This window comes from Rhodococcus pseudokoreensis, from assembly GCF_017068395.1.
GTDB lineage: Bacteria > Actinomycetota > Actinomycetes > Mycobacteriales > Mycobacteriaceae > Rhodococcus_F > Rhodococcus_F pseudokoreensis.
This window is the reverse complement of sequence record NZ_CP070619.1, coordinates 4829034-4841873: the sequence shown is the minus strand read 5'-3', so window position 1 is coordinate 4841873 and position 12840 is coordinate 4829034. Positions and strand designations below refer to the sequence as shown.

Below are 12840 nucleotides of genomic sequence, written 5' to 3'. Positions count from 1 at the left end.
GGTACCTGCCGATGCGGGAGACGCAGCACCGCCGCACTCCCCATACTATCTATCTGTTGATTATTGATAGCAAGAGTGATTGGCTGTCAGCGACGTACCGATGACGAGCAAGTTTGGAGACATCGTTGACCGACCTCACATCCACAGTGGAACTTCTCGCGGCCGAACGTGACATCGACCGGGCATTGAAGATGTATTGCCGTGGCATCGACCGGCGCGACGCCGAGCTCGTCCGCTCCGTCTATCACGACGATGCGATCGACGACCACGGCGGAGCATTCCTCGGTGGACCCGACGCGTATGTGGAGTGGGTGATGGAGCACCTCCTACACTTCGTCAGCTCGATGCATACGCTGCACAACAGTGTGATCGACGTCGACGGTGACGTCGCCCGCGTCGAAAGTTACTGCGTGGCAAACCACGTGCGTCGCGCCGAAGGCGACGAGTTGACCATGGACGTCTTCGGGTGTCGCTACATCGACCGGTTCGAGAACCGGCCGGAGGCAGGATGGAGGATCGCGCACCGCATCGTCGTTCGCGAGTGGCGTCTCCGTCAGCCGATGCTCTCGGAAGCCGAGCAGCCACGCGGCTTCGCGCGGCCACGGCGCGATCGCACCGACCTCAGCTACATGGATCGACTTCCCGCACGGGGAGAGGATTCCGTCGCGGAAACGCTGTCGGCCTGGTGGCTGCCGTCCGATCTTGCCTGAGCCTACTGTCACCCGAGGAGTGGATCCGTTCATGAACGAAGTCGAACATCCGACCCCGTCACCCGACTCCGCGCCGTCGACGCGCGATCGGATACATCGGGCACTGCTCATCGAGGGACCGCGCACGGAGGTGGTCCTCGTGCGGCATGCCCAACAGACTTCACCTCCCAGGACCGCGCCTCGCGCAGTGCATTTGGATCCTCCACTCTCCGATCTCGGCCGGACCCAGGCGGATGCGGTCGCGGCGTACCTCGAGCCCGAGCCGTTTGCCGCCATCTATTGCAGCGATCTCGAGCGAGCGCATGAGACTGCCCGACGAGTTGCGCAATTCCGGTCGCAACCCTCCGATCCTGTTGTGGTCGAGGGGTTGCGAGAAATCGATGTGTTCGGTTTCGGTGACGAGTCGCGCGCAGATCCGACCCCCGAACAGCTCGCCATTGCGAGCGACGAATTCCTTCGGACACGACGCTGGGAGGCTTTTCCTCACAGCGAACGCAGCGACGATTTCCGCACACGGGTGTACCGGGAGATCGAAAAGCTGGCAATCCGCCATGCCGGAGAGCGATTCGCCGTCGTCGCCCACGGCGGTGTGATCAGCGCGTTCCTGGCTTCGACATTCGAGATTCGTGAAGACATGTTCTTCTACTCGGCCCACACCGCGGTCACCCGCGTATTCCACGGTGACGACCGGTGGGCAATGCACACCGTCAACGAGCTCGGCCACCTGCGGCCCGGCGACCTCGTGACCTATTAGACGGTTCGGTGACGGCCTCAGTGCGACCTGTCGAGGTCGCCGGCCGTCCGGCGTACAGGAGCCAATAGTTCGACGAGAACCCGGGCCGTGTCGGCATCGAGACCAGGCATACCGAAACCACAGCGACCGAGCATCTCCGTCGCCGAATCGACGACCGCCTTGCCTTGCTCGGTAATGGTGACGCACGTGGCTCGCCGATCGCGAGGATGCGCGTGCCGGTAGAGCAATCCACGCGCTTCCAGGCGATCGGTAGCAATCGTCACCGTGGTCGCGTGCACGAGCAGGTGCCATGCCACACGGCTCAGCAACCTGGTCCCCTCGTCGCTCATTTGTAGCGTCTTGAGCATCAGGTAGTCCGTCAGATTCATCTCGAAATGCTTTTTCAACTCATGTTCGAGAACCGACGTCATGTGTTGCTGAAGACGCATGAGTGACCGCATCGCCATGAACATGATTGTGGTCGCGCCCTCGGGATGCTCCCGCGCGAAGGTCAACCAGTCGACCGACTCCGGCTGCGCGGGAACAGCCGGAGTCAGAGTCTCCGCTGCAGCATCGCGGTTGTGGTCCGCAGCCATTGCCGACTCCCCGCTGCTAGTTCGTCATCGAACGGAGACGGTCCGCGAGAACTTCGCCGGCATCCGAGATGATCCGGTCGACGACCTCCGCACACGATGCAACCTCGTGGATGAGCCCCTGCGCCTGACCTGCCCACCACATACCGTCGTCGACGAGGCCGTTCTCGAGGACCTGCGATCGCCCCCGCTTACCCGAGGCAAGGTGTGCGACGTCCTCGAAGGACGCACCGGGCCTCCGCGAGATCTCCACGATCTGCTCGGAGATCTCGTTACGCGCGACACGAGCCGTGTTCCTGAACTCGCGGAACACCACGACAGTCGATCGTTCGTCGTTGGCGACGATCTGCTGCTTGACATTCTCGTGCACGGGCGCCTCGTCGGTGGCGACGAACCGGGTACCCATGTTGATGGCGGAGGCCCCTAGTAGTACTTTGTTAGCTCGGCGTGTCGGCTCGAGTTTTCGTGGCTTTCTCGAGAGCATGCGGGCATGGATACAGCCGCTCTCGACCGTGTCGGGGAACAGTTGGATACGTTTGTCGGTGAGGTGTTCTCGTCGCTGGCGCGTAAGGATCAGCGCGAGAAGGCGGGGCTGTATGCCCGGGGGTTGATGCTCGACGGGCGGCGGAAGTCGATGCAGCCGATGGCGCAGCGGTTGCGGGTCGATCATCAACAGTTGCAGCAGTTCGTGACCACTTCGCCGTGGGATGTCACACCTGTGCGGAAAACACTGTCGCGCAGGGCGTGTGGTCTGATCGACCCGGATGCGTGGGTCATCGACGACACCGGGTTCATCAAGGACGGACCCGCCTCGCCGGGCGTGGCCCGGCAGTACTCGGGCACTCTCGGTAAGGTTGGCAACTGTCAGATCGCGGTCAGCGTGCACGCCGCCTCCGATGCCGCGTCCGCCCCGCTGGACTGGCGGCTGTTTCTGCCCGAGAGCTGGGACGATCAATCGACCACCGACCCCGACGCCGTCGCGGCGATCACCGCCCGCCGGCGACGGTCGGCGATCCCCGACACCGAGCACCACCGTCCCAAATGGGCGATGGCGATCGAGATGATCGACGAGCTGATCGAGTGGGGCCGGATCCCGCCGGTCGTGGTCGCGGACGCCGGATACGGCGACACCACCGCCTTCCGGCTCGCGCTGACCGAGCGGGGCATCGACTACGTCGTCGCCGTCAAGGGCGCGACCAGTGCCCATCCCGGCGACGCGGTCCCGGAGACCGCGGCCTACAGCGGCCGCGGGCGCCCGCCGACGCCCCGCTACGGCCCGCACACGACCTGCAAGGAGCTGGTCGTCGCTGCCGGACGCAAGTCCCTGCGCACCGTGACCTGGCGCAAGGGAAGCAAGACCGACCCCACCAACCCGACCGCGTCGATGCGCTCGCGGTTCGCCGTGTTGCGGGTCCGTCCGGCGAACCGGGACATCCCCCGCGCCGAGGACGGCGCCCTGCCCGCGGTGTGGTTGCTCGCCGAGTGGCCGACCGGAGCGGATGAGCCCACCGACTACTGGCTCTCCACCCTCCCCGAGGACACCCCGCTGCCCGAGCTGGTACGGCTGGCGAAGATCCGCTGGCGCGTCGAGCACGACTATCGGGAGCTGAAAACCGGTCTCGGACTGGATCATTTCGAGGGCCGTTCCTGGCTGGGCTGGCACCACCACGCCACCCTGGTCACCGCCGCCCACCTGTTCCTCACCACCCTCCGGCTCACCGACCCAAAAGCAGCCGGGCAGGACTGACGCTTTACGCCGTTCTCCGCGAACTCCAACGCGCACTTGCCCGTTGGATTGGTACCTGCCCACTGTGCCACCACACCTTCCCTACCTAACAAAGTCCTACTAGGGCAAGTGCTGCAATCAGACCGGCACCGGTGGCGAACCCGCCGCTGGCGACAATCGGGATGGAGAGGGCGCGGGCCGCCGCCGGAATCAAGATCAGACCGGGAATGTCGTCGTCACCGGGGTGGCCGGCGCATTCGAAGCCGTCGATACTGACGGCGTCGACACCCAAAGCTTGTGCCTTCACAGCGTGCCGCACCGCGACCGCCTTGTGGATGACCTTCACCCCGGCCGATTTGAAGGCGGGCAGGTGCGGCGCCGGGTTGCTGCCTGCGGTCTCGACGATCTTGACACCGCTGTCGATGATCACGTCGCGGTACTCGTCGTACGGAACCGGGTCGATGGTCGGCAGAATTGTCAGATTGACCCCGAAGGGCCGGTCGGTCATCTCCCGGCAGCGTGCGATTTCCTTCCCCAGGTCTTCCGGTGTGGGTTGCGTCAGCGCCGTGAGAAAACCGAGCGCTCCCGCATTCGCGACGGCCGAGATCAACTCCGCCGTACCGACAGCGGTCATACCGCCGCAGACGATCGGGTGTTCGATACCGAAGGTGGTGGTGAAGTCGGTGGTGAACATGCACATCCTCAATACTCTGGCTCAGAAATCGGGATCGGGATCGGCGGTCAGCCGGTGTACTCGGCGCGACCGTCGTCGAGGACGACGCGCTGGTTGGTCCCGTCCGGTCCGGCAGCCTCGGTACGGAACACCGCGACACCGGGCTCCGTCGTCCACATCGAGGTTGTCAGTGTCTCGCCGGGAAAGACCGGAGACGTGAACCTCGCACCAATTGCGGTAATGCTCTGCGCCTTACCGTTGCCCAACGCGGTGACGAGGGCACGGCCCGCGACACCGTAGGTGCACAGTCCGTGCAGAATGGGCCGGGGAAAGCCCGCCTTCTCCGTCGCGAACCAGGGGTCGCTGTGCAGCGGGTTCCGATCTCCGGACAACCGGTACAGCAGGGCCTGGTCTTCGCGGGTGGGCAGGCTGATTCGTGCGTCCGGTGCGCGGTCGGGGATCACGACGGCGTCGGCGCGCGTTCCCGGTTCCCCGCCGAACCCGCCGGCGCCGCGGATGATCAGCGTGGTGCGGGTTTCCACCACCGCGGTACCCGTCTCCCGATCGGTCCCCCGGGCGAGCAGAACGATGACGGCGTTCTTTCCTTCGCCCTTGTCCTGGATGTCGGCAACTTCGGATACCACCTCGAGGCTACCGGCCGCCGGCAAGGGTGCGAACAGTCTGATTTCCTGCGATCCGTGAAGGAGCTTGCCCCAGTTGATCTTCCCCACCCTCGACAGTGCACCGAACCCGGCACACGCGATGACGGCGTAGGTGGGAAGAACCTGCTGTGCGACACCGCTGCTGTTCTCTGTGGTGAAGGACAGATCGTCCGTCCCTGCTCCCACACCGAGGGCGTAGAGCAGGGTGTCCCGATCGGTCCAGGTGAACAGTTTCGGTTCAGTGACCGCACCGATGGCTGCGGGGTTGATCGACATCGTTTGCTTCCTGTCTGTCTCGTGCGCCGGAGCGCACGCGGGGTATCAGTTCGGCGCCGGCTCGTAGGTGTTTCCGGCGATGCCGCGGGCAATCAACTCCTGACCGCCCTCCAGCCCCCAGTCCGTCAACACCTCGAGCGTGTGTTCGCCCAACGTGGCAGGCGGACGCTGCACGGCACCTGGGGTTCGGTCGAATCGTGGTGCGGGTGCCGGTTGCCGTACACCGGCGATGTCCACGAAGGTCTGGCGTTCGCGCAGGTGCGGGTGCTCTGCGGCCTCGCCGAGAGTGAGCACCGGGGCGACACAGGCGTCGGTGCACTCGAAGACGGCAGTCCACTCGGCCTGGGTCTTGCTGCGGAAACGTTCTGCGATGTGCTTTCGCAATTCAGGCCAACCGTCGCTTTTCGGACGTCGGGCGAATTGTTCGGGAAGCCCGAGAAGCGTGACGAACTGGCCGTAGAACTTCGACTCGAGTGCGCCGACAGTCATCCATCGACCGTCGGACGTCTCGTACACGTCGTACCAGGGGCGGCCGGTGTCGAGAAGGTTGACTCCTCGCTCGTCCTTCCAGCTCCCCGCATGGAGCATGCCGTGCAGCATCGTCGTGAGTGAGGCGGCACCGTCGACAATGGCAGCATCGACGACCTGACCGCGACCGGAGCTTCGCGATTCCCAGAGTGCGGCGAGCACGCCCATGACGAGATAGGTCGATCCGGCTCCGAAATCGCCGAGCATGTTGACGGGCACCGCGGGCGGCTCGCCGGCGCGGCCGATCGCATTCAGCGCACCGGTCAGGGCCACGTAGTTGATGTCGTGGCCCGCCATCTGCGCCCACGGCCCGGATTGCCCCCACCCTGTCATCCGTCCGTAGACGATGCGCGGGTTGCGGGCAAGGCAGTCTTCGGGCCCGACGCCGAGACGTTCGGCGACCCCCGGACGATAGCCCTCGATGAGGACGTCGGCTTGCTCGACCAGTTGCAACAGGACCGCGACGGACTCCTCCCGACGAAGATCGAGGACAACCGAGCGCCTGCCTCGCTGGAGCACGTCGGTTGCCCCGAGACCGCTCTCGGGTCCGGGCCGATCCACTCGGACGACGTCGGCGCCCATGTCGGACAGCAGCATCGCGGCGAAGGGACCGGGACCGATTCCCCCGAGTTCCAGAACCTTCAGACCTGTCAGAGGTCCGCCGGAGGGCGTGCCGTCTTCCGAGATATGCGCTTGGTCAGGCACTCGCGATCAACTCCGTGTGTCAGGTTTGGCCGTATCACCGATATTCTTTCAACAGATTATCTAACAATAGAGCTTTTGGTCAACGGCCCTCAGAGACGCTCGATGATCGTCGCCGTGGCCATGCCACCTCCGGTACACATGGTGACGAGCGCGGTGGCGAGGTCGCGGCGTTCCAACTCGTCGAGAACCGTCTGGAAGAGCATCGGCCCGGTGCCCCCGATCGGATGCCCCAAGGCAATCGCTCCGCCGTTGACGTTGACGCGGTCCGGGTCGATCTTCAGGTCGCGCATCACCTTCAGCGGAACTGCGGCGAAGGCTTCGTTGATCTCCCACAGATCGATGTCCTGAACCGACATCCCCGCCTGCTCGAGGCAGCGCTCGGACGCCGGTCCCGGTGCAGTCAGCATGATGACCGGATCGGCTGCGGCCACCGCTGCCGATCGAACCGACGCGCGCGCCGTCAGTCCATGAGCCTTCGCGTAATCAGGAGCGGACAGCAACAGAGCACCTGCACCGTCGACGACTCCCGACGAATTGCCCGCATGATGCACATGGCTGACCGCATCGATCTCCGGGTAGGAATCGATGCACATCTGATCGAAGGAGATGCCTTCCGGTTCACGCACTTTGGACCCGCTGCGCGCGAACGACGGCTCCAGCGCGGCCAGCGATTCCATCGTGGTCTGCGGCCGAGGGTGCTCGTCGGCGTCGAGAAGAACCCGACCGGCCCCGTCTCGAACCGGAATCATGCTCCCCGCGAACCGCCCGTCGGCGATCGCCGCCGCCGCCTTCTGCTGACTCTGCAGGGCGAACTGGTCGACGTCCGCGCGGGAAAATCCCTCCACCGAAGCGATCAAGTCGGCGGAGATTCCTTGCGGAACCAAGGCATGCTTCTGCAGGATCGCCGCGTTCCCGCCGTCGAGGCGACCGCTGGTCCGTCGTGGCTGGTACCGCGACATCGACTCCACTCCGCCGGCGACGACGAGCTTCTGCCACCCTGCGGCGATACCCGCGGCGCCGAACATCACCGCCTGCTGCCCCGAACCGCAGAATCTATTGAGCGTCACTCCCGGCACCGTGACCGGCCAGCCGGCCGCGAGCACCGACAGCCGGCCGATGTCGTCACCGTGGTCGTCGCGCTGGTCGCCGTTGCCGATGATGACGTCGTCGACGTCCGCGGCCGCGATCCCGGTGCGCTCGGACAGAGCGGACAGGAGTTGCGCAACCAACTCCTGGGGGTGCACGTCGTGCAGTGCACCGCTCGGCTTCCCCTTACCCCGCGGTGTTCGAACGCCGTCGAGTATCCATGCCTGAGTCATCTTGTCGTGTCCTTGCTGCGAGTGACGTGTGATTCGGCAACCCATCCGTCCGCATGGTTGCTTGCCATAAAACTCTACTCATATACTATTTTCGTGTCGAGCTTTTGTGTGACGGCTCGGCCCCTACCGCTCAATACGCAGATCGGACGGATCATCATGCCGGGACAGATTCCGGTCGTCGATTACCTGGTGCTCGGCGACCCTCCCCATCTCCAAGCGAGGATGTGCGCGCACTGCGATGCGCTCTTCTTCGATCGCCGCAACGCCTGTGCCCATTGTGGTCAGCGTGACTTCACCATGAAGGCCCTCTCGAGCACCGGCCAGCTGCGCGGCTACACCCAGGTCCACCGGGCAGCAGCCTCGATTCCGGTGCCGTACATCTCCGCCATCGTCGAACTCGACGGTGGTGGCGTCGTCAAGGCAAACCTTCTCGACGCCGAACTGGACGACATCACCCCCGGTCTCGCCGTCACCATGACGACATTCGTGGCCGGCGTCGACGACGACGGAACCGAGGCGATCGCATTCGGGTTCACGCCCGCGAAGGAGCACAAGTGAGTAGCGGCGACATCTGGATCATCGGTGCGTCCATGACGCCGTTCGGCCGTCACGACGACAAGGACCTCATCGACCTCGCTGCCGAGTCTGCGCTCGCCGCGCTCGCCGATGCCGACGTATCGATCAACGACATCAACATCCTCACCATGGGTAACGTCTACGAGGCGAACTCCCACAACGGACAGCGGCTGCAGAAGCAGATCGGCCAGACTGGCATCCCGGTCTACAACGTCGTGAACGCCTGCGCGACCGGTGCTACCGCCCTGCGCGTTGCACTGTTGTCGATCAAGGCCGGTGAATCGGATATCGGCCTGGCCGTGGGCGTCGAAAAGATGGGCAAGGGAGGCCTGATCGGCGGTGCCGCCAAGAAGCGCGACGCCAAGAAGGTCTACAGTCCCAGCGGCCGCTACGGCTCGGTTCTCAAGACCGAAGGAATCCTCGGCACTGGAATCATGCCCGGCGTCTTCGCTCAGGCCGGGACCGAATACGCCCTTGCGCACGGGGTCACCGCCACCCATTTCGCCAAGGTCGCCCAGAAGAATCACGCCCATTCCGTGCTCAATCCGCTGGCGCACTATCGCAAAGAGTTCAGCCTCGACGACATCCTGAACGCCGATGTCATCGCGTTCCCCAACACTCTGCCGATGTGCTGCCCCAACACCGACGGCGCGGCCAGCGTGGTCGTGGTCTCCGATGCGAAACTGAAGACCATGGATCCCGATATCCGCAGGCGAGCCATCAAGATCTCGGCGTCGGTACTGACCTCCGACCCCTGGGTGGAAGGCGGCCAGGTGCAGCCCGACGTCAGCACGCTCACCCGAAACGCGGCCACCGCAGCGTATGAACAGGCCGGAGTCGGCCCCGCCGACCTCGACCTCGTCGAACTCCACGACTGCTTCGCGACCGCCGAACTGATCCACTACGACAACCTCGGCCTGTGCGAACCGGGCGGTGCCGGCGACTTCCTGGATTCCGGTGCGCCCTGGCGCGACGGAAAGACCCCGGTCAATGTGTCGGGCGGTCTGCTGTCCAAGGGTCACCCCCTCGGCGCTACCGGAATCGCGAACATCTACGAGGTCGCGACACATCTTCGCGGTGAGGCAGGAGAACGCCAGATTCCCGGGGCGAAAGTCGGGCTCACCCACGTCATCGGACTCGCATCGGCATGTGCCGTTCACATCCTCGAGGCAGGTGTGCACTAATGACCACGATCCAGCCGGCACTTCGCAGCGACATGTCGATCGACGAGTTGCGGACGGCCTTTCGCCGCTGGCTCACCGACCGGGCGGACTCGTTGGAGCAGTTCCGCGCGCTTCCGACGGACGTCGAGGGCATCTTCTCGACTCTCTCGAAGATGCAGCGTGAGCTCTACGAGGCCGGCTGGATCCGATTGGGCTGGCCCGAGGAGCTCGGCGGCCTGGGCGGCGTGACGGCGTTGCGTGCGGTCGTGAGCGAGGAACTGGCAGAGGCCGGTTATCCCCCGCCATTCTCGTTCGCAACCCAGGAAGTGCTGGGGCCCGCCATCGCTCGTTACGCCCGATCCGAACTCGCAACCGAGGTTCTTCCCCGCCTGCTGCGCGGCGAGGAAAGTTGGTGCCAGGGCTTCTCCGAGCCGGGAGCGGGCAGCGACCTCGCCTCACTGCGCACGAAGGCCGTCGACGCCGGTGACCACTGGGTCGTCAACGGCGAAAAGATCTGGACCAGCTGGGCACAGTTCGCCGATCGCTGCATCGTCCTGACCCGCACCGGGGCGGCCGACTCTGCTCATCGGGGGATCACGGCCCTTTTCGTCGACATGGACACACCGGGCATCACCGTGAGTCCGCTGGTCGCCATCACCGGCGAGGCAGACTTTTCCAGCCTCCATTTCGACAACGTGCAGGTGCCGAAGACCCGCACCCTCGGCGAGGTCGGCAGCGGCTGGGCAATTGCAATGTTCATCCTCAGCTGTGAGCGAGGCGCCGCCGCCTGGCAACGGCAAGCATGGATGCGGTGGCGCCTGGACCGGCTCGTCGCGGACGCACCGGGACTCACCGACGCCCGCGCAGGTGAAGCATTCGAGCTCATCACGGCACTGCGCCTGCTCTCTCGACGCACGCTGCGCTCGCTTTCGGCGGGACGAGATCTCGGCGTCCTCCCCTCGTTCGACAAGTACCTGATGTCGACCGCCGAGAAATTCCTGTTCGACTCGGCGCTGCAAGCGATGCCGGAGACCCTCCTCCTTCGAAACGATCGCGAGTCGAAAGACTGGCGCACCGATTACCTGTACTCACGAGCATCCTCAATATATGGCGGCGCGAAGGAAATTCAGCGCAACGTCATCGCCGAGCGGATCCTCGGCCTTCCCCGGGAGAAATGATGGACACAGACGAAAAAGATCTGTTTCGCACCAGCCTGGAGAAAGTGGCCGCATCAGCAGGTCCCGACGCCTGGCCCGCCGCTGTCGCGGACTTCGGCTGGCACGAACTGCTCGAAGAGGATGCGGAAACCGCCGTCAGCATTCTGTCGGACCTGCAAGGCCGATTCCTGCCCCACACATCCTTCGTCGACGACGTGGCACTGGCTGCGACGAGCCGAACCGACTGGAACCGTCACCCCGAGGCACCGGTCACTCGCACAGTCTTCCCCGGACTCGGAACGGCCCGGGTCGGGAGCATCCTCACCGGCGGACCCGCGACGGACTCGGGTGACTGCACCGTAGCGGTGGCGGGAGTCGTCTCGATGGACCCCCGCGCGACCTCGTCCCTGCTCGTTCCCGCACTGGACGGGAGCGCCCTCGCCATCGTGACGGTGCCCTTCCACGACGAGGACCTGACTCTCGAGCCGGCGGGAATCGAGCCGGAATCAGGGTGGACCCGCGTCGCAGGCACCGTGGCGGGCAAGATCGTCGCAACGGGAGCGGAGGCCGCCGACCTCTGGCAGGCCATGCGCGGCGCGGCATACCGGGCCCTGGCGTACGAACTGAACTCGATCGGACGGGAGATGCTCGCGGCCACTGTCGAGCACGTGTCCTCACGAAAACAGTTCGGTCGCGAACTCGGCAGCTTCCAGGCCGTGAAGCATGCGCTCGCCGATACCCGAGTGTGGCAAGAATGCGCCGAGCTCGCCGCCGACGCCGCGTGGGAGAGCGACACCCCGCAAGCACCCATCCTCGCAAAAACACTCTCCGGCCGCTTCTTCCGCAGTGCCGCGGAAAACTGCCAACAGTTGCTGGGAGGAATGGGATTCACCTGGGAGCACAGCTTCCACCGGTACCTCCGCCGCGGCCTGATTCTGGAACAACTGCTCGGCACCTCCGCCGAGCTTCGCGCCGAACTCGGCGCGACGGTCAAGAGCGGCGACATGCCCGTGCTCGCCCCACTGTGATCATGCGGGACGTGGGCTCCACCCGAAACCGGCCGGGCGGTCGGGAATCGACACCCGTACCGGAGAAACGATGACGTCGACAGTGGCCGAGGTGGTCGGCCCCCTCACCCTCGAGGAGATCGCTCCCCACACGTTCCGCGGCCCACAACCCGACGAAGATCGACAGCGGGTCTTCGGCGGCCAAGTCGCCGCGCAAGCCCTCATGGCGGCGTCCCACACTGTCCAGGGTCGCGTACCGCACAGCCTTCACGGCTACTTTCTGCGGCCGGGCAATCCAACCGTTCCAATTGTCTACACCGTCGACTGCCTACGGGACGGCGGAGCGTTCTCGGCGCGCAGAATCACTGCGACCCAGGATGGCACCGCCGTCTTCGAGGCGCTGGTCTCGTTCAGCGCACACATCAGCGGCATCGACTACCAGGAGCAGATGCCTGCTGTCCCGCAGCCGGACAGCCTTGTCCGTATCGAAGCGCAACTCGCTCCGTACGCCGACGAATATGACGGATGGTGGATTCGCCGGCGCCCCTTCGACATGCGCTACGTGAATGCACCGCCACGCGTCGCATTGGATCTCGACGTCGCGCCACCACCGCAGAGCAGACTCTGGCTCCGCCCCGACGGCGAGGTACCGAACGATCCCATCGTCAACAGCTGCCTTCTCACCTTCGTCAGCGACCTGACCTTGCTGGACTCGGTCATGCTGCCGGCGCGCAAGACTTCCCGAGGTCCCGGAATCGTCGCATCCCTCGATCACGCGATCTGGTTCCACCGGTCGGCGAATTTCTCTGATTGGCTTCTCTACGAACAAAACTCACCGAACGGCACGTGCGGACGCGGACTAGCGTCCGGGCGCATCTTCAACCGTTCGGGAGCGTTGGTTGCGACCGTCATGCAAGAGGGATACCTCGGCAAAGGGACGTGACGTAGCCGGCGCTTCGCCGCAACCACAGTCGTTCCCTCCAATGATCCCAACCACATCCACGAAGGGAAA

Annotated in this window: 12 protein-coding genes and 2 pseudogenes; 8 read left to right on the top strand and 6 right to left on the bottom strand. The window is 64.9% G+C overall.

Going from position 1 to position 12840, the window contains the following annotated elements:
- Positions 1 to 125 precede the first annotated feature (125 nt).
- Together JWS13_RS27260 and JWS13_RS27255 are read left to right on the top strand one after the other, a co-directional pair.
- Complete coding sequence (locus JWS13_RS27260) at positions 126 to 710, top strand: nuclear transport factor 2 family protein (protein ID WP_241032329.1); 585 nt, start codon at positions 126 to 128, stop codon at positions 708 to 710.
- Positions 711 to 840: 130 nt separating this feature from the next.
- The gene (locus tag JWS13_RS27255) at positions 841 to 1464 is read left to right on the top strand and encodes a histidine phosphatase family protein (RefSeq protein WP_241032328.1); all 624 of its coding nucleotides are present in this window, start codon (positions 841 to 843) and stop codon (positions 1462 to 1464) included.
- Between the two features lie 17 nt (positions 1465 to 1481).
- Here JWS13_RS27255 and JWS13_RS27250 read toward each other — a convergent pair whose 3' ends face one another.
- On the bottom strand, positions 1482 to 2039 hold the full coding sequence (locus JWS13_RS27250; RefSeq protein ID WP_206008436.1) for a MarR family winged helix-turn-helix transcriptional regulator: 558 nt from the start codon (positions 2037 to 2039) through the stop codon (positions 1482 to 1484).
- Between the two features lie 16 nt (positions 2040 to 2055).
- Positions 2056 to 2463, bottom strand: a pseudogene (locus JWS13_RS27245) (NAD(P)H-dependent flavin oxidoreductase); the annotation flags it as partial.
- 63 nt (positions 2464 to 2526) lie between these two features.
- Between JWS13_RS27245 and JWS13_RS27240 the strand changes: the two are divergent.
- Positions 2527 to 3783 (top strand): IS701 family transposase, encoded by a 1257-nt coding sequence (locus JWS13_RS27240; protein WP_206004005.1) that lies wholly within the window; start codon positions 2527 to 2529, stop codon positions 3781 to 3783.
- Between the two features lie 100 nt (positions 3784 to 3883).
- Here JWS13_RS27240 and JWS13_RS27235 read toward each other — a convergent pair.
- From JWS13_RS27235 to JWS13_RS27220, 4 genes and pseudogenes are all read right to left on the bottom strand, one after another.
- Positions 3884 to 4456, bottom strand: a pseudogene (locus JWS13_RS27235) (NAD(P)H-dependent flavin oxidoreductase); the annotation flags it as partial.
- Positions 4457 to 4503: 47 nt separating this feature from the next.
- A complete protein-coding gene (locus JWS13_RS27230; protein WP_206008435.1) occupies positions 4504 to 5373 on the bottom strand; it encodes a MaoC/PaaZ C-terminal domain-containing protein in 870 nt (289 codons plus the stop codon).
- 45 nt (positions 5374 to 5418) lie between these two features.
- On the bottom strand, positions 5419 to 6606 hold the full coding sequence (locus tag JWS13_RS27225; RefSeq protein ID WP_087560133.1) for a CaiB/BaiF CoA transferase family protein: 1188 nt from the start codon (positions 6604 to 6606) through the stop codon (positions 5419 to 5421).
- 89 nt (positions 6607 to 6695) lie between these two features.
- The gene (locus JWS13_RS27220) at positions 6696 to 7925 is read right to left on the bottom strand and encodes an acetyl-CoA C-acetyltransferase (protein WP_206008434.1); all 1230 of its coding nucleotides are present in this window, start codon (positions 7923 to 7925) and stop codon (positions 6696 to 6698) included.
- 156 nt (positions 7926 to 8081) lie between these two features.
- On the opposite strand from JWS13_RS27220, the gene JWS13_RS27215 reads away from it, so the two are divergent.
- The 5 genes from JWS13_RS27215 (at position 8082) to JWS13_RS27195 (ending at position 12771) form a co-directional block, all read left to right on the top strand.
- Entirely contained in the window at positions 8082 to 8483 is a 402-nt protein-coding gene (locus JWS13_RS27215) for a Zn-ribbon domain-containing OB-fold protein (protein WP_206008433.1), read from the top strand.
- Positions 8480 to 9685 (top strand): thiolase family protein, encoded by a 1206-nt coding sequence (locus tag JWS13_RS27210; protein ID WP_206008432.1) that lies wholly within the window; start codon positions 8480 to 8482, stop codon positions 9683 to 9685. The genes JWS13_RS27215 and JWS13_RS27210 overlap by 4 nt, the downstream gene beginning before the upstream one ends.
- Positions 9685 to 10842 (top strand): acyl-CoA dehydrogenase family protein, encoded by a 1158-nt coding sequence (locus tag JWS13_RS27205; protein ID WP_087560136.1) that lies wholly within the window; start codon positions 9685 to 9687, stop codon positions 10840 to 10842. Before JWS13_RS27210 ends, JWS13_RS27205 begins: the two co-directional genes overlap by 1 nt.
- Before the next feature lie 44 nt (positions 10843 to 10886).
- Positions 10887 to 11849: an acyl-CoA dehydrogenase family protein gene (locus JWS13_RS27200; protein ID WP_241032327.1), complete on the top strand. Its 963-nt coding sequence runs from the start codon at positions 10887 to 10889 to the stop codon at positions 11847 to 11849.
- An 82-nt stretch (positions 11850 to 11931) separates the two neighbouring features.
- On the top strand, positions 11932 to 12771 hold the full coding sequence (locus JWS13_RS27195) for an acyl-CoA thioesterase (protein WP_241032326.1): 840 nt from the start codon (positions 11932 to 11934) through the stop codon (positions 12769 to 12771).
- The last annotated feature ends 69 nt before the right edge of the window (positions 12772 to 12840 follow it).

Coding starts and splice junctions, on each gene's coding strand:
- JWS13_RS27215 (WP_206008433.1), top strand. CDS start 8,082: ATGCCGGGACAGATTCCGGTCGTCGATTACCTGGTGCTCGGCGACCCT.
- JWS13_RS27250 (WP_206008436.1), bottom strand. CDS start 2,039: ATGGCTGCGGACCACAACCGCGATGCTGCAGCGGAGACTCTGACTCCG.
- JWS13_RS27205 (WP_087560136.1), top strand. CDS start 9,685: ATGACCACGATCCAGCCGGCACTTCGCAGCGACATGTCGATCGACGAG.
- JWS13_RS27240 (WP_206004005.1), top strand. CDS start 2,527: ATGGATACAGCCGCTCTCGACCGTGTCGGGGAACAGTTGGATACGTTT.
- JWS13_RS27230 (WP_206008435.1), bottom strand. CDS start 5,373: ATGTCGATCAACCCCGCAGCCATCGGTGCGGTCACTGAACCGAAACTG.
- JWS13_RS27220 (WP_206008434.1), bottom strand. CDS start 7,925: ATGACTCAGGCATGGATACTCGACGGCGTTCGAACACCGCGGGGTAAG.